Genomic DNA, 18,751 nt, shown 5'->3' with positions numbered 1-18,751 from the left:
TAACCGGTTTGAGCGTGAAGTTTCCTCAGTTGCTGTCTTAAAACCCCATCTTCCACTCGCCTACCAGCCCATGGTTACGGCTGTTACTGCCGACCTCAGCGGTGTACGCGACGCTCAGTGCCTGGTGAGCAGAAAGGCCTATGTCCAACCCCGTGCGCAGGGCCAGGCTGTCGCGGTTCAGCGAGACGCCATCGACGGTGAAGTCACTGTTTTCTCCGGTCAGGTCAATCAGTCGGGAAGATTGCTTCACGCTGCTTTGCACGTCGCCATAGAGGTGCTTCCAGTGGGTGCTCAAATGCGGGGACAGGCTCATTTTGTTATCAAAACGATAAAGGCTGCCCAAGCGAAGCCCCAGGGTGCTGCTGAGGTTTTGCTGGGTTTGCGCACCGACATTCAGCGCCGCAAAGCCGCCTTTTTCCTTGAAACCTTCACGATGGTAGCGCTGGTACCCCAGGCCTGCGAACGGCTCGACGCTTAACGCATCCTTGCCCAGCTGGTAGCCCATTTCGCCAAACACGGTTTGGCTTTGGGCCGTGTATTTGCCTTTGAGTTGCTCGCGATAACCCAGGAAGTCGATATCGACACCGCGTTTGTTTTGCCCGTCATGGTTGCTGTAGATGGCACCCAGGCGCAGAGCCAGCGGGCCGTCCTGGCGCACGGCGTATGCGCCCAGATGCCAGCTGTCGAGCGCTGCTTTGAAACGCTTGTGCTCAAACTCGCTTTCGGATTTGCCTCCCACCACACCGGCACGCCAAGCGTGATCGACTGCCCAGTCGGCGCCCAGTACAACGCCCTTGGTGCTTTGCTGTAACCCGACGCTGCCATATTGGCCGTCAACTGTGCCGTTGTGGCTGAGGCCTTTCACCCAGAGGCGGCCATCGGCATCGCCTGCGACGTTCGCTGGCAGGTCGCGCAGGACCGAGAGCAGCGTGTCGCTGACTTGTTGCGTGCTCATTTGGGTGGCTGCGGCAAGGTTGGCATTCTGGCTGCCCGCCAGTTGCTCGAGGGCCTGAGCGACCCTGCCCGGCGCGAGGTTATTGAGGTATTCGCCGATATTGGCCAGTTCGTACCTGTCCCAGGGGGTGAGTTTGTCCGATTCAAGTAGCGATTTGACCGCCGCGTCCACGGCCAGGGCCAGGCGCTGCCCGTTGCGAGTGTTTGTGTGTTCGGCCAGGTAAAAGTCGACGGGAGCGTCTGTCGAAGGGCGATGCAAGACGCTGTCACGATTGATTGACCCGGTCAGTTCTGTGATCCCGGACCGATCGAACACGTGTTCCACGCTTCCCTGCGCTTGGGCAAATTGAATGCTGCTGGCGGCCAGCCCGAAGGACATGACGAGCACGAGTCGCTGTAAGGTGAATGGCATGCAGTCCCAACCTCTTGATGAATGAGGCCGGGAATTTAGGCGAGGTGAGGGGGGATAACTGTCAGGCCATCGACCCCTGATTTGCGGGAGTTGTCTCTAGTACGGTGCGATTAAAAACTCATCTGCCATTGGCCGGTCAGCGCATGGTTGCGGCTGTTGCTGCCCACTTCGGCTGTATAGCCCAGGCCCAGGCGATGACGGGCGGATAAACCTACGTCCAGGCCCGCTTCGAGCAACAGGCTGTCCCGATCCAGGGCGCTGCCTTGCACATTGAAGGCTGTGCCACCGGCCAGGAAAGCCTGGCGTGTGGCGCTGTCGACATCGCCATAGGTGTGCTTCCAGCCAACGCTGGCGCGGGGTGTGAGGCTGACGCCGTTGTCCAGCTGGCTCAGGTGCGCCAGGCGCAGGCCGAAGGTGCTGCTGAAGTTGTCCTGGGTCTGGCCCTTGACGTGTAACGCAGCGGCGCCGCCTTTTTCGTTATAGCCGTCGCGCTGGTAGCGCTGGTAGCCGAGGTTGGCGAACGGCTCTGCGCTCAAGCGACCTGTGCCAAGGGCGTAGCCCAGTTCAGCAAAAGCCTGCTGGCTGTTGGCGTCATAGTCGCCTTTGGGGCGGTCGTTAAAACCGCTGAAGGCCACCGTGCGTTTACTGTCGCCCTGGTGCCCGCTGTAGGCCGCACCCAGGCGCAAGGCCAGTGGGCCACTCTGGCGCAGGGCATAGACGCCGGCGTGCCAGCTGTCGACGCTGCCGTCCACACCGGTGGTGTCCAGGTCGGTCTTGGAATAACCCCCCAGCACACCCAGGCGCCAGTCGCCGTCCAGCGCCCAATCGGCACCGAGCACTGTGCCCTTGGTGCGTTGGGTCAAACCGTTACTGCCGTGCTCGCCGTCGAGCTTGCCGTAGCTGCCGATACCTTGCAGCCACAGGCGGCCGCGGGCGTTCGGGTCATTGAGGTTGCGCACCTCGGCGGGTACCCCGGTGGCCGCCAGTGCGGGTGTGTCTTTGCCGTCCAGCCCCACCAGCAGTCCCGCACCGCCGCCCACCTGGTGCATGGCGGCCAGCATGCTGTTGCCCACTTGAGCACTGGCATTGAGGGTGGCGCTGGTGAGGCTGGCAGTGCTGCTGCCCGCCAGTTGCTCGATGGCTGCACCGGCTGTGGCGGTGGTGGTATTGAGCAGGGCGTTGTACAGCGGGTTGTTCGTGCCCAGGCCCGCCAGGCTGCTGGCGGCGCTGGCACCGTTGGCGGTGCTGGCGAACTGGTTGAAGGCGATGTCGTTACGTGTGTACGTGAGGCCGACCTGAGTGGCGCTGTAGTCCAGGGTTGGGGTCAGGAAGGCGTAGTCGCTGGTGACCTTGCCAAACGTGCCGTTGATGCTGCCGGCTTGCAGCACGCTGTAATGGCTTTGCCACGGGTAGGTGCCTTCGCCGGGGTTGACCGCCAGGGTCGCGCCATTAAGGTAAGCGGTGCCGCCGACCTTGATCGGTGCGCTACTGCCGTCGGCGTTGACGCCGTAGGCGAGGGTCGAGCCGCTGCCCATGCGCAAGTCACGGCTGATGCTGGCGGTACCCAAAGCGGTGTTGGTCTGCAGGGTGCCGTTCACCAGCAGGCTGCCCACCGAGCCTGCGCCGGCATACACACCGCCTGCATCGACCGTCACATTACCGGCAATGCCGCCTTGGTTGACCAGCTTGGCACCGCTGGAAATCTTGCCGCCGTCGCTGAAATCACCCTGGCCGGTCAACGTCCAGATGCCTTGCTTGACCTCCAGCCATTCAAGGTTGCGGCTGTCGCCAAAACTGCCCCCTGCGACGTCGTCCAGGGTCAGTCGGTCGTAACCGCTGCCGCCGTCCACCGTGCCGATAAAGCGGCTGCCATTGCGCAAGATCAGGTGGTCGTCACCGCCGCCCAAGTCCAGGGCCAGGCCATTGCTGGCGCTGATCGTGCCGCTATTGATGACCGTGTCGGCGTAGTTGCCGACGAACTTCACGCCAAAGCCATCCAGGCCCTGAACCGTGCCGTGGTTCTCCAGGGTGGTAGCCGCGAGCCCCGGCCCGTCGCTGCCGTCGTCCACCAGGATGGCATTGTTGGCACCACTGATCAGCGCGCCCTTGGCGTTGTAGATAGCGCCACCGCCCAGGGCGATCCCTTCGCTGCCGTTGGCGAAGCCGTTCTTGTCGACCCCCCCGGCGCCGACACCTTGGATGACTCCGTAGTTTTCGATATGGGCGATCTTGTCGATGTCCACGCCGTCACCGTCGCCATCCGGTTGCAGCCCGGAGAACGCGCCGGTGATGGTGCCGTGGTTGATTACAGTGCCGTCGCCATCGGAACCAAAGCCCGAGCCGTTGCGGCCGATCACTGTGCCGTAGTTGGTCAGCGTGGCACCTTCGTCCGTGGTGATGCCATGGCGGCCACCGGAAATCAGGCCATAATTGGTGACCGTCACGCCGCTGGCGGAGTCGATGTCCACGCCATCGAACTTGTCATCGCGGGAGAAGGTGTTGCCGGTGGAAATCTCACCGTAGTTAGTGAGGGTAGCGTTGGCGCCGGTCTTCATGCCGTCGCTGGCCTCCCCGCGAATCAAACCACCGGCACGGTTGATGATGGTGGTGGTGACGTTGCTGCTGCGCATCGCATCCAGGTCCAGCCCTTGGCCGGTGGCCGAACGAATAGTGCCGCTGTTGTCGATCAGCACGCTGCCGCTGGCAAAGTTACTGTTGATGCGCAACGCATCATTGGCGCCTTGGATCACCCCACCGGCAAGGTTGTAAATGCTGTACCTGCGCTCCCCGCTGACACTCCCCGAACTGTCGATACCCCGACCGCCACTGGAGGCCAACTTGCCCGCGTTAGTCACCACCACCCTCGCACCGCGGGTGCCGTCCTTGAGCGTCACCGCCACCCCGGAGGTTGTAATGCTGCCAGGCGCCGACGTGGTCAACGTATCACTGCCACCCAGGGTTTGCCCCTGGGTGGTAGGTGTGTCGATCTGCAGGGTCTTGGCTGCGGCTGCTTCAATGAAACCGCCGCTGGCCAACAGGATGAGGGCGAGCGCGAGGCGTTGAGGACACGGGGGCATGCTGGGCGACCTTGTTATGGCAAGCGAGTCGACCTGTATAGCGGAGGGGAGTTGCAGGAATGTGTCGGAAAGATGACGAGGATGAATATGCAATCTATTGCAGATCCTTGAGCCTATTCAGCCTGAGCGCTGCAATATATTGCACATTCTGCACTTCAACCGCGCCGCACGTAGCCCTTGCCGAAATGCCGCTCCATCCGCGCCTGGATCAATTCCAGCCCCAGGGACATCACCCAGTAAATGATCGCTGCCGTCGTGAGCATCTCGATATAGCGGTAGCTGGAACGGCCATAGGACTGGGCCAGAAACATCACTTCCCACACGCCCATCACCGATATCAGGGACGAATCCTTGAGCATCGAGATGAACTGGTTGGTGGCCGGCGGGATGATGGTGCGCATGGCCTGAGGCAGGGTCACGTGCCAGAAGATCGCCCTGTCGCGCATGCCCAGTGCCAGCGCGGCCTCGCGTTGGCCATGGGGTACGCCGAGGATGCCTGCCCGGAAAATCTCGCTCAGGTAGGCGCCGTAATTCAATGACAACGCGATGATCCCGGCGACGATGGCGCCTGGCACCAGCCCCAATTGCGGCAGACCCAGGTAGATCAACAGGATCTGGATCAGCAGCGGCGTGCCGCGAAAGAACGAGGCGTAGAAACTGGCGATGCCGAACGCCACCGCACTTTTCGACAGGCGTCCCAACGCTGTGATAAAGCCCAGCACCGACGACGCGACGATGGCGCACAGGCACAAGAACAGCGTCAGCGCTGCACCTTGCAGGAAGCCGTTAGGCGCAAGGTGCAGGCCGACCAGGTTGGGCAGCTTGTCGAGGATGATCGAGAACTTCAGGTCAAAGCTCAGGAAGAAACTCGCAAACAGGGCGAACAGCGCCGCCCAGGTCAGGTAAAGCCGTAGGCGAAAACTCATCGGCTGATATCGGCGCCGATCCATTTTTGCGACAGCGCGCTCAAGGTGCCGTCCTGCTTGAGCTGGGCGAAGACCTCACGCACTTTGCTGTCCCACTGCGGGTCGCCTTTCTCGATGGCCACCGAGTTGGGCTCCGAGTACAGCGGCGCACCGGCGAGCTTGAAACGCTTGTCCTGGGTCAGGCGCGGCTGCGCGGTGACCAGGTTGGTGAGGATCGCATCCAGGCGCACGCCAGCGCCCAGGCCCAGATCCTGGAACGCCACATTGTCGGTGTCGTACGGGGCGATCTGCACATCCTCGAACGGGTACTGCAACTGCGTGTCTTCGGCGCCTTCGATCACCAGGTTCTTGTTCAGGTAGCTTTCATAGCTGGAAGCGCTGGTGAGGCCGACTTTCTTGCCGCTCAGGTCCCGGGCGTCGTGGATGCGATCGTCCTTGGCATTGACCACGATCACGGCGGGCGAGGCGTAGTACTCCACCGGGAAGTCGAACACCTCGGCGCGTGCCTTGCTCGGGGTCATGGAGCAGATGCAGATGTCGTAGCGCCTGCTCCAGCGGCCGGCGGCGATCACGTCCCAGGACGGGGTTTCCAGGCGCAACTTCACGCCCAGTTTTTGCGCCACGGCCTTGGCCACGTCCACGTCGAAACCGTCGAGCTGGTTCTGGTCATTGAGAAACGAAAACGGCGGATAGCTTTCCATCAGCACGCCGACCAGTTCTTTCTTCTGCTCGACACGATCCAGGGTGGCACCGCCAAAGGCTTGGGTGGAAGCAGCCAACATCGTCAGGCCCAGGGCCAACAGCGGTCTGAATTTCAAAATCGAGCACCTGAATAAAAAAGAGGTTGTTATTAACCGAACGGTACGCATTAAATAGTTATAAGAACGACTCTCATAGTGAGTTATTTTCATAAGCATATGAGTAAAAAGCATATGGGCGCAGTAAGCACAGTAATTCTTGATGGCGGCATGGGCCGTGAACTGCAACGCCGTGGCGCGCCGTTCCGCCAGCCGGAATGGTCGGCACTGGCCTTGAGCGAAGCGCCGCAAGCGGTGGAGGCGGTACACACGGCCTACATCGACAGCGGCGCCAATGTGATCACCAGCAACAGTTACGCGGTGGTGCCGTTCCACATTGGCGAAGCGCGGTTTGCCCAAGAAGGGCAGGCGCTGGCCGCCTTGGCCGGTGAGTTGGCGCGACGGGCGGTGCAGGCATCCGGTAAAGCCGTGCAGGTAGCCGGCTCGCTGCCGCCGTTGTTCGGCTCTTATCGCCCTGATCTGTTCCAGGCCGAGCGCGTCAGTGAACTGCTGACACCGCTGGTCAATGGCCTGGCCCCGCATGTCGATCTGTGGCTGGCGGAAACCCAAAGCTCAATCGCTGAAGCACGGGCGATCCGTGCCGGCCTGCCGCAGGATGGCAAGCCTTTCTGGCTGTCGTTTACCTTGAAAGACGAAGACACCGACGAGGTGCCGCGCCTGCGCTCCGGCGAACCGGTGGTGGACGCAGCCGAGGCGGCGGCGCAACTGGGCGTACAGGTATTGCTGTTCAACTGCAGCCAGCCGGAAGTGATCGGCGCGGCCATTGATGCGGCGCGGGCAACCTTCGAACGATTGGGTGCAGCGATTCAGATCGGCGCCTACGCCAACGCCTTCCCACCGCAACCCAAGGAAGCCACGGCCAACGATGGTCTGGACCCATTGCGCGACGACCTCGACCCGCCCGGCTACTTGCAATGGGCGGCGGATTGGCAAGCGCGCGGCGCCAGCCATCTGGGTGGATGCTGCGGCATCGGACCGGAGCATATTGCGGTGCTGGCCCAGAAGTTGGCTGGCTGAGCCTAAGTTCCGAGAGTGTCCAACATCCAATGTGGGAGCTGGCTTGCCTGCGATGGCATCAACTGGTTTTGCCTGATACACCGAGGTGTCTGTATCGCAGGCAAGCCAGCCCCACAAATGTGACCATTAATCCCGACACTCTGTGAGGGTCTTCAACTGGCCCGAACCACTCTGGTTCGCCTGCGACAACCACACCTCAAACCCGGCACCGACCTTCGGCCATTCCGAATCCAGGATCGAATACCACGCCGTATCGCGGTTCTGTCCCTTGACCACCATGTGCTGGCGGAACACCCCTTCAAAACTGAACCCCAACCGCTCCGCTGCGTACTTGGAGCGCGCATTGCCGTTGTTGCACTTCCATTCCAGCCGGCGGTAACCCTGTTCGAACGCATACTTGGCCAGCAGGTACACCGCTTCGGTGCTTTTCGGCGAGCGTTGCATCGGTGCGCCGAAGGTGACGTGGCCGATTTCGATACGGCCTTGCGCCGGGACGATGGACATCAGGCTGAGGATGCCCTGGACCTGGCCCGTCGCGCGGTCGATCACGCTGAAAAAATACGGGTCGTTGTGGGCGGCGTGGTTGTTCAGCCAGGCGTCGAAGGCACTGCGCTCGGAAAAGGGGCCGTAGGGCAAATAGTCCCACAGCTTCGGATCGGCCCCAGGGCCTTCGAGGGCCTGCCACAGTTGATCGGCGTGGCGCGCCGGGTCGAGTTTTTCCAGGCGGATAAAGCGCCCTTCGAGCAGTTGCGCGCAAGGCGCCGGAGCGCCTTTCCAATCAGCGAGGGAATTGATCATGCTGTGCTCCTTAAAGACCTTTGCGAAATTGAATGAAGCCTGGACGCTCGGCGATGCGCTCATAGAGCTGGATCGCGGTAGCGTTGGTCTCGTGGGTCAACCAGTGCACCTTGCAGCAACCATCGGCCTTGGCGGTGGTGTAGACGAATTCGATCAGTTTGCGGCCGACACCGGTGCCGCGTTGGGCCGGGTCCACCAGCAGGTCCTGCAGGTAGCAGGAATTCTCGATGCTCCAGTTGGAGCGATGGTAGATGAAGTTCACCATGCCCACCGCCTTGCCGTCCTGCCAGGCCAGCGCCGAATGGGTCGGCTCGCTGGCATCGATCAGGCGTTGCCAGGTGCTCTGGCTGACGGCGTCCGGCAGTTCGGTGTTGTAGAACTTCAAATAGGCCTGCCACAGCGGTAGCCAGGCGGCGTGGTCGGCCGCTGTAACCTGGCGAATGTCGATCTGGCTCATTCTGCAACTCCTTGGGGAATAAAGCGGGCGAGGGTCTGGTCGCGTACATCGGCACTGGCGGCCAGGCCGTCACGCACACCGGCCATGTCGGCGGCGCTGCGGTTCTGGCTGAGTTTGCGTTTGCCCACCAGGCGTTCGACCGGCAAGGCGAAGCCGACGATGGCCTTGAGCATGCCGTCGATGTAGTCCGCCGGTGCGTCGCTGACACGCCAGGGTTGGGCGCGGCCGCTTTCATGGCGGTCGGTGAGGGCGGTGACCACCTTGAGCAAGCGCTCGGCGTCGCTGAACACCGCAGGCGTGCCATAGGCGTGCACGGCGATGTAGTTCCAGGTAGGCACCACTTTGCCGTGCTCGGCCTTGGCGGGGTAAAACGCCGGGCTGATATAGGCGTCGGCACCTGCAAAGATCACAAGGGCCTCACTGCCATTTTGCAGCTCGCGCCATTGCGGGTTGGCCTTGGCCAAGTGCCCATAGAGCGTGCCGTTCGGGCCTTCCTCGGGGTTGAGCAGTAACGGTAAGTGGCTGGCTTGCAAACCGTGCTCACCAAAGGTCACCAACTGCGCCAGGCGCGTGTGCTGGATCAGTTGCTGGATTTCGGGCAAGTCATCAAGGGCGAAGGCGCGTGGTGTGTACATGGAAAGTTTTCCTTGGCGAATGCCTGCATCCTAGGCAGGCTAATGGTTCGTTGTAAGAGCCATCTAGCGCTAATTTCATAGGTCCAATATGCCGCCCATCACACCGCCGCTGTCATTTAACCCTGCCGGTATCGAACTGGACCGCCGCCAGGGCCTGACTCGCCAACTGTATGACGCTTTGCGCGTGCGGGTGCTGGATGGGCGGCTGGTGAGTGGCACGCGATTGCCCGCCACCCGCGATCTGGCGGCGGCGCTGTCGATTTCCCGCAATAGCGTGGTGCGTGCCTACGACCAGCTGTATGCGGAGGGGTTTATCGAAAGTCGGGTCGGGGATGGCACCTACGTGGCTCAACTGCCCAGCCCAAAAAAACTATCCACAAAAGTGTCCACAGGGTTACCAACAGGCTTATCCCCAACCTTATCCACAAATTGGCTGGACTTGCCGGTCAATTCCCCAAATGAAGTTATCCACAGGGCAGCCTTGGGGCGGGTAGAAAATAACCACCTGCCCCATCCTCCGTCAGGGCCACCGCGGGCCTTTCGCGTCGGCGTACCGGCGTTCGATCTGTTCCCTTTCGAGGTGTGGGCCAAGCTGAGCGGGGCTTTCTGGCGCAAGCCGGACTTCGAGCAGCTATGTTATGGCGACCCGGCAGGCGACGCTCGCCTGCGCGGCTTGATCGCCGCTTACTTGCGCAGCTCGCGAGGGATGCAGTGCACGGCTGAACAAATAGTGATCACCAGTGGCGCACAGCAAGCGATCAGCCTTTGTGCACAGCTGTTGGTCGAGCCTGGAGACGGGGTGGCGGTGGAAAATCCTGGCTACCGCGCGGCAGGCCATGCGTTTGCCTTGGCCGGTGGGCGACTGCACGGCGTGCCGGTGGACGTCGAGGGGATGGATTGCCAAGTGCTCAGCACGTTGGATGATTGTCGTGTGGCGTATGTCACGCCCTCTCACCAGTACCCGTTGGGGGTGGTGATGAGCCTGGCACGCCGTCTGGAGTTGCTGGCCTGGGCCGAGCGTACCGGGGGGTGGGTCATTGAAGACGACTACGACGGCGAATACCGCTACACCGGCGCGCCACTGTCGCCGTTGGCGGCGCTGGATCGCAGTGGGCGGGTGCTGTACGTCGGCACCTTCGGCAAGGTGGCGTTCCCGGCCTTGCGCCTGGGCTACCTGGTATTGCCACCGGGTCTGGTAGACGCATTCACCCGGCGTCGCGCCGTTGACATGCGTCATTCCGAAGTCAGCACCCAGGCAGTCATGGCCGAATTCATGGTGGCGGGGCATTTCCAGCGTCACATTCGTCGGATGCGCCGCGCTGCGCTCAACCGGCGCAATGCCTTGTTAGCCGGATGGCCCGCCGGGGTGCCCGGCATCGGCGCTTTGCCCAATGTCGCAGCGGGTCTGCACCTTACTGTGCGATTGGACAGCCTGGCCCGCGAGCAGGCCTTGCTCGCCCAGGCCCGTGCAGTGGATGTCGAGATCAATGGCTTGAGCAGTTATTGGCTGGCTGGCACACGTCCACCACCGGACCAGCATGCTGGCCTGGTGATGGGGTTTGCTGCGGTGCCCGAAGCGGCTATCGCCCAGGCGCTGACACGTTTGCGCCAGGCGTGGCAGGCATAGACGGCGATCAGCTGTTGAAGAACAGCGACTTGGCCAGTTGCTCGCCGATGCTGCGCCGGTGGATTTCTATCACGTCCCAGTCACTGGGGCCGGTGCGCTGGTGCGAGCCCCCGAGCCGTTGTTGTTCGCGGGTCTTGAGGTGATCCTTGGTGAAGTTCTCCAGCGCGGCATTCTTGGTTTCATAATGAAAGTGCGCGTACCACAGCACCGTGCCGCTCTCGTTATCGCGAATCTCGTATTCGTCGAGATAGTCCTTCCTTGGCCCCTTGAGCACGCGGCGGCTGACGACCTTGACGATGGTGATCAGGCCTTGGCTGTGTAGCCAGTTCACTCGTTCGGCGGTTGGCGGCTGATGCTTGATCATGTCGATATAGGTTTTTTTGCCCAGCCGATATAAGCGTTGTACCGCATCGTTGAGATTGCGGTTGGTCGAGGCGGCGGAAGCATGATCGCTTTCCGTGAGATTGCGCTGGGTCAGTGCTTCTTCGATGTTGTTTGACGCGTCTGCCAGCGCCTTCGCATAGTCATCGAACATGTCTTGAATATCTTGCGGTGCATGCCACGGCTTCTTCGAGAAACTCTGGTATTTGCGAGTTTCAGCCTGCTCGCCATCCAACAACGTTTGCCCGGCATTGATGCTGGTGTCCAGGTCCACAGAAACAGGGGCGGGCGGGTTCAGCGGGGTTTGGCGTCGTGTGACCCACACGCCTGGCGACTTCTCATGGAATGTGGCGATCACCTTGCCGGTCCTGCTTACCTTGACGTCGACCAACGAACTGTCGGTTTCACGGGGCTCACCCATCACCAGGCCGTGATGGCGTGTCTTGATCACTTTGCGCCTTGGTCGGGGCTCTGCCTTTGAGCTGCCGGGCTTGGGGTCCAGGGCTTTTTTTTCCCGCAGCAACTGCGCCAGGTCGTGGACGGCCCGCTCGCTGAACTCACCAATGTGCTGGCGAAACTTTTCCAGGCGGCTTTTGTGCAAGTGCTGCGGGTAATCGGCGTGCAGGTCCAGCACACGTTGGTCGGCACTGGAAAACTGCTCAACCAGGCTGTTGAGCACCTCAATGCGTTCATCCAGCGACGCGCCGTTACCCCGTTCTACAATCTCATTGAAACTCTCGACGTTCAGTTCGGCGGTATCGACGATCTGGCCCATCCGCTCACGCAGCATTGCCGGGATCTGGCCTTGCTCTTCATCGATACACAGGTAGCGGCTCAGCCCGATCTCCAGAGATTTGAGTTCAATGAGGGTCAGCTGCGGCAACTCCTGGATGGTTTTGCGAATGACGGCTGCGCCCTCATCACCCAACACTTTGAGATCTTTGAAGCGCTCGTTGATGTACTCCAGGCGCTTGATGATTTCAAGGTTCAGGGTGGACAGGCTTTGCGCGCTTCGTGCCTGGTTTTTATAGTCAATGTTGACTTCGGCATCGAGGATTGAGGACGACGACTGTAAGGCGTCCTTATAGCTCACCACTTGTTGTTCCAAGGCTATCTGAGTCAGTTGTACCTGCTGTTTCAGGTAACCGCTCATGTTGCTCTGGTAAGTGGGCACGGTGTCGATGATGCTCAAGGACTTCAGTTGACTGATCGCTTCGTCATACGCCGCCAGCCGGCGGTCGACTTTACCGATGAACTCCGTGCGCCGCAGGTCCGTGGAAGGTCCGGGTTGAGCGTCCGGCACCGGCTTTGACTCAAGCACATCCAGCTGTTGGCTGGCGGCGACTGCGTCGAAGGCGTTGAGTTGGGTCTTGAGTGCCTCGATGCGCGCGGGCTGATCGACCTTGACCGCGCGCCGACGGTTTCGAAGACCGCCGCCGCGTAGTCGTAAACGGGTATCGACAAACCACCGCCCCGCCAGGTTACCGATCAGCGGTGGGCCGGTACGCACAGGCTCCTTCGGATCGATGATGACGACACTGTCGTTGTCATCCACCATGACCTCGAACCAGCGCTCGCTGACCGGTGCATACCACTTATCCGCTAGCGGATAGAGATTGAGGTGGCGACCGGGGGTTTTATTTTGTTCACCGAGTTTTTCGGGTTTGGTGACACTGAAACTGTCAAGCGTCTTGGCCAGCCCCAGTCGGCTGTGACTCAGGGCTCCTCGAGTGTGCACCGCGCCCTGATGTTTGCCGGAAAGTAGGTTGTAGGAAACATTGGCCTGTTGGACTGAGGTGATTTTTTTCTCGGCAACGGATGGTTTGCCCACCGTTTCAATCGTCGTTATTGCCGATTCAGTCTCGACCTTGGGGGTATTGGTTTGCTTGAGCGGGCGAGGGTGGCGCAGGGCGATGTGCAGCGTCAGTGCCATGCCCAGGTTAAGGAATACATCCACCAACGCTGTCCAGGACGCGGGCTGATCACCCTTGTCCACGGCCTCCTCGACGGCCTGCAGATCGTCCATGATTTGCCAGATCCAGGCGGCGATTCCAAGGGTACGGCCCATGAAGGGCAGCGCAGCGTTGAAAATCTGCCAGCCGGCATGTCGAAAGGTCGCCCAGCGTTTCTGCGCATTAGACACCGACTGGCGTGTCGCCAACTCGACCATGGCATTGGCGTTGGCCTTGAACAGCGTGGCAAAGATGTCATTCCCCACTTCCTCATCGGTCAATGTCACCGGGCCGCTCATGTACACCACGGTCAGCGGTTCGACCAGCGCGCGCACCACGGTCCAAGGCGAGGGCAGGGTGTCGGGGAAAACGTATTGGGCATAGTTGAACCTTTGCGCTTCAGGCAGCCAGGCCAACACCGACTCGCGCAAGGCGCGGTCATGCTTGATGGCGTAGAGCAGGTTTTGCCGCGACGCAAATTGCATCAGGACCGGTTCCAGCAATGGCCGATAAAGCACACAGGGGCCGGCGTTGGATTGCTTTGGGCCAATCACGAACATATTGTCGACGACGTCTTGCTCATGGCCGGGGCGCAAGGTGGGGATAAAGGCCAGGCGGCGGATGACGATGGGCTGCCCATCTACGTTGCGCTCATGTTCGTCGGTGCGCATCACGGCAGCGATGTAGCGGTAACCCAATTCATCAATGCCGTTCTGGTTGCGGATCTTCATCTGCAGGGCCAGCAGCGGCAGTTGTACCTGCAGGTGCCCGGTGTAGATCTGCTGTCGGTGGCCCGATTGCAGCGGGTCATCGAGCAGTTTCTGTTTGATCAGGGCGGGGTAGTTCTGGCCTATATCGATGTCTTCGATCACGTCTTTCACAAAGCGATAGGTCAGCCAGGCAGGTACGCCGCTGTTTGTGCCGTTGTAGTGCACCGTCGTGTTGCCCGTAGGCAAGCCGGTCAGGTTTTCCAGGGCCAGGTCGATCAGGCTGCGACGAGTGATGTCCACGGCTCCCGGAACGACAAAGGTGCCCCACAGAACCGGGCTTTCGATCTCAATCTCGACTTTATCCAGATTCAGGTTCCTGCCTTTTTCAGGGGCGCGGATACGGTTTTGCAACTGCGTCCGGGCATAGTCACGAATGGATGCAATGCCGTCCTGAAACGTTTCGCCGTGGTAATGGGTATGCAGTTGGGCCAGGTCGATCAGGTAGCGGCTGTACGCGGCGGTATCGGAGTCCGTTGCCGAGGCCAGCCAATCTGGGAGTTGGTGGTGAATTTCGCGAATATTCGACAGCTGGTGATCACTCATCTCTTCGATGCTGGGCACGATACGGGCGATGGTTGGGCCGGGCGGCTGATCCTGCAGATCGGACGCGCTGGTGCTGCCAATGGCCTGGATTTGCAGTGAGACCAGCGAGCAGGCCAGCGTATCGAAGAAGTTGTCCTCGGGCTCGTACAAGCGCCATTGCAAGGTGGTTCCCGGCCGCAGGGCACTCACCCTTGCAGGCAGCGAGGCGCCGAACTGGGCCAATGACTCGAACGTCTCATACCCGCTCACAAGTGAGTGCGTCACAACCATCTGGCGCTTGTCGTGCTCGCCCGTTAATACGGTGATGTCCATGAAGCTGAGGTGGGTGGGCTGGCCGTCTTGAAGAATATCCACATCAACCAGGTAGGCACGGCTTTTATAGGGGTCTTTTTTCAGCGCACGCCTGGCCCTGTCGGGTTCCTGGTAAACCGTGCGAGCCATGGCGCATTCGTGCTCATCCAGGCCTTGCTCTTCGGTGACGTTCCACACGTTTCTCAACGCGTTGGAGAAGGTCTGCCAGCGAGGGCCGGCAGTACCGTTGGATGCGTTCCAGAAGTCCAACTGTTGTTCCTGGAACGCGGCGAACATCAGGTCGGATAACTCGTTGATCAGACGTGCAATGGCATCGATTTTCACTGCCAGATGCACTGGAACCGCAGCGTTCGGCTGTAGCGTGAGGAAGTGTTGGCCGTCGACGTAGGTCACTCTGTCGCTGGACAGTGCCTGATGAGCCAGCACCGAGGTAAGCGATTCGACAATGGCTGGCGCACGCTCGACGGCGTTGCCGACCACGTTCCATTGAGGGCTGACCACCACGGCCAGGTCCGGGTCGATATCCAGGGCGGGATACAACTCGTTGAGTGCTGAGCGCAGCGTGGTGGCGGCGACTTCCCGGGCAGTGGGGCCGCTGGTTAATTGGGTGAGCAGGTCATAGGTACTGGGGGGGCGATGGCTATTAACGATGTCATTGGGCATGTGCAGCTCCTCTGCATTCGATGGCCCGAACGGGCTTCGAAAATAAGCAAAGTAGCGAGCTGCGTTATGTCGAGGGCGGTAGATACGTCGAGGCGCGGTCACGTCCGCCAGCGCTTCAGCTCCCGGACTTTATCCTGGTCCAGGCTCTGGTCCTGGCGCGTTCGGCTTTGCTGTCCAGAGGCTTGAGGGTGTAAAGCGTGGCCATCGCCGCTTCGGTCGGATAGAGGTTGGGATTGTTGCGAATTAACGGGTCGACCAGGTCCGTAGCGTCCTTGTTCGGGTTGGGATAGCCGACAAAGTCGCTGACCGGCGCGATCACCTGGGGTTGCAGCAGGTAGTTGATAAAGGTGTAGGCGTCCTGTGGGTTTTGCGCGCCCTTGGGAATGGCGAGCATGTCGAACCAGATCGGCGCGCCCTCTTTGGGCAGGCGCATGTCCACGGTTACACCATTTCTGGCCTCTTTGGCACGGTTGGCGGCCTGGGAGAAACTGCCGGAATAACCCACGGCCACGCAGATATCACCGTTGGCGATATCGGCCATGTACTTGGAGGAGTGGAAATAAGTGATGTACGGGCGGATCTTCATCAACAGCGCTTGGGCCTTGTCGTAGTCCTTGGGGTTGCTGCTGTTGGGGTCCAGGCCCAGGTGCTGCAAGGCCAGGGGCAGGATCTCCGAAGGCGAGTCAAGCAGGGCGACGCCGCATTGCTTGAGCTTGCTGAGGTTTTCTTCCTTGAAGATCAGGTCCCAGCTGTCCACCGGTGCGTTGTCTCCCAGGGCCGCCTTGACCTTGGCCGGGTTGAAGCCAATGAGGATGGTGCCGTACATGTAAGGCACGGCGTACTGATTGCCGGGGTCGTTGGCCTCGATCAGCTTCATCAGCTTGGGATCGAGGTGGTTCCAGTTGGGCAATTGGCGGCGGTCCAGGGGCTGGAACACGCCGGCTTCGATCTGCTTGGCCAGGAACACGTTCGAAGGTACCACCACGTCATAGCCGGAGTTGCCGGTGAGCAATTTGGCTTCCAGAGCTTCGTTGGTGTCGAAGATGTCGTACACCAGCTTGATCGACGGGTGCTGGGCCTTGAAGTCTTCCAGCGCCTTGGGCGTGATGTAGTCGAACCAGTTGAGGACCTTGAGGGTTTTTCCCTCGGCCTGGGCTGCGCCGCTGACAACCACGGCGCACAGGGCGAGCGACTTGAGCATGTTCATTGGGCTGCTTCCTCGAAACCTTCCAGCACGTTGACGGCATTGATGCCGATTTCTTCCACCGCGTAGCCGCCTTCCATCACGAACAGCGTGGGTTTGCCCAGGCGAGCAATACGCGCGCCCATGGCCAGGTAGTCCGGGCTGTCGAGCTTGAACTGCGAGATAGGGTCGTCCTTGAACGTGTCCACGCCCAGGGACACCACGATGATGTCGGCGGCGTAGCGCTCGATTTCGGCGCAGGCCTGTTCCAGCGCGGCGCTCCAGGCCTGCCAGCCGGAGCCGGCCGGCAACGGATAGTTGAAGTTGAAACCGGCGCCTTCGCCTTCGCCGTGTTCATCGGCATAACCGAGGAAGAACGGAAACTCTGCCTCTGGATGGCCGTGGATCGAGGTGAACAGCACGTCGCTGCGCGCATAGAAAATCGACTGCGTGCCGTTGCCATGGTGGTAATCCACATCGAGGATAGCGACCTTTTTACAGCCCTGATCGAGGAACGCCTGGGCCGCGATGGCCGCGTTGTTGAGGTAACAATAACCGCCCATCAAATCGCTGGCGGCGTGATGCCCCGGTGGGCGGCACAGGGCGAAGGCACTGTGGGCGCCCTGAGTGATAGCGGCCTGGGCCGTGAGGGCAACTTGCGCTGCGCTGTAGGCCGCTTGCCAGGTGCCGGCGGTAATCGGCGCGCCACCGTCGAAACTGTAATAGCCCAACTGGCCGTGCAGGCTGGTAGGCAACACGCGGCGCAACGTGCGCGCCGGCCAGGTGTAGGGCAACAGATCGCCGTCCTGGCCGTATTCGGTCCAGCGCTGCCAGGCGCCCTTGAAGAAGTCGAGGTAGTCGCGGCTGTGGATACGTTGCAGCGGCGCCAGGCCGAAATCCAGCGGCGCTTGCACGGGCCCCAGTTCCCGCGCCTTGATCCGTTGCAGCACGTGGTCAGCACGCGAGGGCATTTCAAAGCAGGGCATCAGTTGCCCGTCCATCAGTTCACAGCGGCCATGGTGTAAATGGTGATCGTCCGAGTAGATCGTCAGCATGTTGTTGTTCTCCGAAGGCTCAGTGGAATGCCTTGCAGTGTTGCCAGACGCCGGGGTTTGGAGAACGGCAGGAGCGGCCAAAAGGGGATCGATATGGCCAATGTGTCTGTCCGCTATTCGCCCCTTGCTATGGCCTGAACTGACTCGGCGCCACACCGCTCCAGCGCACGAACGCATGCCTGAAACTTGCGGTCTCGCTGAAGCCCAGTTGCTCGGCGATGCGGTAGATCGGCAGCTGATCCTCCCCCAGCAGCTGCTTGGCGCGCTCGAAGCGTAGCTCGTCGAGCAGCTCCTGATAGCTGCACCCCAGGTCGTGCAAATGCCGACGCAGGGTCCGTGCCGAACAATTCATTTGCCCTGCCAACCCCTCCAGGCCCGGAGCAGCATCCATTTGCGCGGCGAGTAGCAGGCGCACGCGCCCCAACCAGGCTTGGCGGCCGGTGAATTCGGCGTTTTGTTTGCGGCAGCGCTCCACCATGGCGCAGTGGGTGATGGGATCGGCCAGCGGTAACGGTTGGTCAAGCCAGCGCCGGTCGAAAGCAAAGGCATTGTCAGTCGCCTCAAATTGCACCGCGCAATCAAAGCGCTCGGCGTAGCGTGCCTGATAGTCGGGCGCAGCGTATTCAACGCGCGCACCGAGCAGTGGCAGGGGCTGGCCGATCAGGTCGTCGCAGATCACCTTCAGCGAGACCAGGCAGAACTCGATATTGAACGCAGCCAGGGACGGATCCTCGCGGTAGCCGCTGGCGCTGAACCAGATGCGCTGGCCGTCCTGCTCAAGGCTCAGTTCGAAAAGTGTTCCCAGCAGCGCCGGATAGCGCAGGGCCAGGCGCAAAGCGTCACCAAAGGTGGCACTGGTGAGCAGCGCGTAACCGAGCATGCCGTAGGACGACACATGCATGCGCCGGCCCAGCTCCAGGCCGATATCCCGGCGCAACGCCACGGCATTGGCGCACACGCGCATTTCCTGGTGAGTGGTGATACACGTGTCGGCGCGGCTCAGGTCGGCACCGCCGATGCCGCTGCCGGCCAACAAGGCCTCGGCGGGCACACCGTCGGCCTTGAACGTCTCAAGTATCAGGGAGACCGCGTTGAGGGTGGTCAGGTGCGAGTGCAACATGATGGTTTCCAGCCCGGGTTTGCCAGGCTGGAGCAAGTTATGTGCCGTTGT

Annotated in this window: 13 protein-coding genes; 2 read left to right on the top strand and 11 right to left on the bottom strand. The window is 61.0% G+C overall.

The genetic code is table 11. The features are described 5' to 3' along the window. Positions 1–37: 37 nt before the first annotated feature. The 4 genes from BUE92_RS22155 to BUE92_RS22140 form a co-directional block, all read right to left on the bottom strand. Positions 38–1,333 carry an autotransporter outer membrane beta-barrel domain-containing protein gene (locus BUE92_RS22155; RefSeq protein WP_305955553.1) on the bottom strand — a complete coding sequence of 432 codons (1,296 nt, stop codon included), beginning with the start codon at positions 1,331–1,333 and terminating at the stop codon, positions 38–40. Positions 1,334–1,476: 143 nt separating this feature from the next. Continuing rightward, positions 1,477–4,443, bottom strand: a complete 2,967-nt coding sequence (locus BUE92_RS22150; protein WP_073526282.1) for an autotransporter outer membrane beta-barrel domain-containing protein — start codon at positions 4,441–4,443, stop codon at positions 1,477–1,479. Between the two features lie 155 nt (positions 4,444–4,598). After that, the gene (locus BUE92_RS22145; protein WP_014720547.1) at positions 4,599–5,369 is read right to left on the bottom strand and encodes an amino acid ABC transporter permease; all 771 of its coding nucleotides are present in this window, start codon (positions 5,367–5,369) and stop codon (positions 4,599–4,601) included. After that, positions 5,366–6,187 carry an ABC transporter substrate-binding protein gene (locus tag BUE92_RS22140; RefSeq protein WP_073526281.1) on the bottom strand — a complete coding sequence of 274 codons (822 nt, stop codon included), beginning with the start codon at positions 6,185–6,187 and terminating at the stop codon, positions 5,366–5,368. Before BUE92_RS22140 ends, BUE92_RS22145 begins: the two co-directional genes overlap by 4 nt. Positions 6,188–6,301: 114 nt before the next feature. On the opposite strand from BUE92_RS22140, the gene BUE92_RS22135 reads away from it, so the two are divergent. Beyond that, positions 6,302–7,204 carry a homocysteine S-methyltransferase family protein gene (locus BUE92_RS22135; protein WP_073526280.1) on the top strand — a complete coding sequence of 301 codons (903 nt, stop codon included), beginning with the start codon at positions 6,302–6,304 and terminating at the stop codon, positions 7,202–7,204. A gap of 126 nt (positions 7,205–7,330) precedes the next feature. Here the strand turns inward: BUE92_RS22135 and BUE92_RS22130 are convergent, their stop codons facing one another. Genes BUE92_RS22130 through BUE92_RS22120 form a run of 3 tightly spaced genes read right to left on the bottom strand, consistent with a single transcriptional unit; the run spans position 7,331 to position 9,094 of the window. Further along, positions 7,331–8,002 (bottom strand): GNAT family N-acetyltransferase, encoded by a 672-nt coding sequence (locus BUE92_RS22130; protein ID WP_073526279.1) that lies wholly within the window; start codon positions 8,000–8,002, stop codon positions 7,331–7,333. Between the two features lie 10 nt (positions 8,003–8,012). Then, a complete protein-coding gene (locus BUE92_RS22125) occupies positions 8,013–8,459 on the bottom strand; it encodes a GNAT family N-acetyltransferase (RefSeq protein ID WP_073526277.1) in 447 nt (148 codons plus the stop codon). Further along, positions 8,456–9,094, bottom strand: coding sequence for an FMN-binding negative transcriptional regulator (locus tag BUE92_RS22120; RefSeq protein ID WP_073526276.1), 639 nt, complete (start codon positions 9,092–9,094; stop codon positions 8,456–8,458). The genes BUE92_RS22125 and BUE92_RS22120 overlap by 4 nt, the downstream gene beginning before the upstream one ends. Positions 9,095–9,182: 88 nt before the next feature. Here BUE92_RS22120 and pdxR point away from each other — a divergent pair, with 88 nt between their 5' ends. After that, positions 9,183–10,721 (top strand): MocR-like pyridoxine biosynthesis transcription factor PdxR, encoded by a 1,539-nt coding sequence (pdxR, locus tag BUE92_RS22115; protein WP_073526274.1) that lies wholly within the window; start codon positions 9,183–9,185, stop codon positions 10,719–10,721. Between the two features lie 7 nt (positions 10,722–10,728). Here the strand turns inward: pdxR and BUE92_RS22110 are convergent, their stop codons facing one another. The 4 genes from BUE92_RS22110 to BUE92_RS22095 all read right to left on the bottom strand — a co-directional run bounded on the left by BUE92_RS22110 (position 10,729) and on the right by BUE92_RS22095 (position 18,700). Beyond that, a complete protein-coding gene (locus BUE92_RS22110; protein ID WP_073526273.1) occupies positions 10,729–15,342 on the bottom strand; it encodes a dermonecrotic toxin domain-containing protein in 4,614 nt (1,537 codons plus the stop codon). A 115-nt stretch (positions 15,343–15,457) separates the two neighbouring features. Continuing rightward, complete coding sequence (locus BUE92_RS22105) at positions 15,458–16,549, bottom strand: polyamine ABC transporter substrate-binding protein (protein ID WP_073526272.1); 1,092 nt, start codon at positions 16,547–16,549, stop codon at positions 15,458–15,460. After that, positions 16,546–17,580, bottom strand: a complete 1,035-nt coding sequence (locus tag BUE92_RS22100; RefSeq protein WP_073526270.1) for a histone deacetylase family protein — start codon at positions 17,578–17,580, stop codon at positions 16,546–16,548. Before BUE92_RS22100 ends, BUE92_RS22105 begins: the two co-directional genes overlap by 4 nt. A 127-nt stretch (positions 17,581–17,707) precedes the next feature. Further along, on the bottom strand, positions 17,708–18,700 hold the full coding sequence (locus BUE92_RS22095) for an AraC family transcriptional regulator (RefSeq protein WP_073526269.1): 993 nt from the start codon (positions 18,698–18,700) through the stop codon (positions 17,708–17,710). Positions 18,701–18,751: the final 51 nt, after the last annotated feature.

Origin of the sequence: Pseudomonas fluorescens (assembly GCF_001902145.1) — a bacterium.
Classification (GTDB): Bacteria; Pseudomonadota; Gammaproteobacteria; order Pseudomonadales; family Pseudomonadaceae; genus Aquipseudomonas; species Aquipseudomonas fluorescens_BV.
The sequence above is the reverse complement of the archived record's forward strand: the minus strand, read 5'-3'. Positions and strand labels throughout refer to the sequence as shown.

Coding starts and splice junctions, on each gene's coding strand:
- pdxR (WP_073526274.1), top strand. CDS start 9,183: ATGCCGCCCATCACACCGCCGCTGTCATTTAACCCTGCCGGTATCGAA.
- BUE92_RS22110 (WP_073526273.1), bottom strand. CDS start 15,342: ATGCCCAATGACATCGTTAATAGCCATCGCCCCCCCAGTACCTATGAC.
- BUE92_RS22145 (WP_014720547.1), bottom strand. CDS start 5,369: ATGAGTTTTCGCCTACGGCTTTACCTGACCTGGGCGGCGCTGTTCGCC.
- BUE92_RS22100 (WP_073526270.1), bottom strand. CDS start 17,580: ATGCTGACGATCTACTCGGACGATCACCATTTACACCATGGCCGCTGT.
- BUE92_RS22130 (WP_073526279.1), bottom strand. CDS start 8,002: ATGATCAATTCCCTCGCTGATTGGAAAGGCGCTCCGGCGCCTTGCGCG.
- BUE92_RS22150 (WP_073526282.1), bottom strand. CDS start 4,443: ATGCCCCCGTGTCCTCAACGCCTCGCGCTCGCCCTCATCCTGTTGGCC.
- BUE92_RS22135 (WP_073526280.1), top strand. CDS start 6,302: ATGGGCGCAGTAAGCACAGTAATTCTTGATGGCGGCATGGGCCGTGAA.
- BUE92_RS22155 (WP_305955553.1), bottom strand. CDS start 1,333: ATGTCCTTCGGGCTGGCCGCCAGCAGCATTCAATTTGCCCAAGCGCAG.
- BUE92_RS22105 (WP_073526272.1), bottom strand. CDS start 16,549: ATGAACATGCTCAAGTCGCTCGCCCTGTGCGCCGTGGTTGTCAGCGGC.
- BUE92_RS22120 (WP_073526276.1), bottom strand. CDS start 9,094: ATGTACACACCACGCGCCTTCGCCCTTGATGACTTGCCCGAAATCCAG.
- BUE92_RS22125 (WP_073526277.1), bottom strand. CDS start 8,459: ATGAGCCAGATCGACATTCGCCAGGTTACAGCGGCCGACCACGCCGCC.
- BUE92_RS22095 (WP_073526269.1), bottom strand. CDS start 18,700: ATGTTGCACTCGCACCTGACCACCCTCAACGCGGTCTCCCTGATACTT.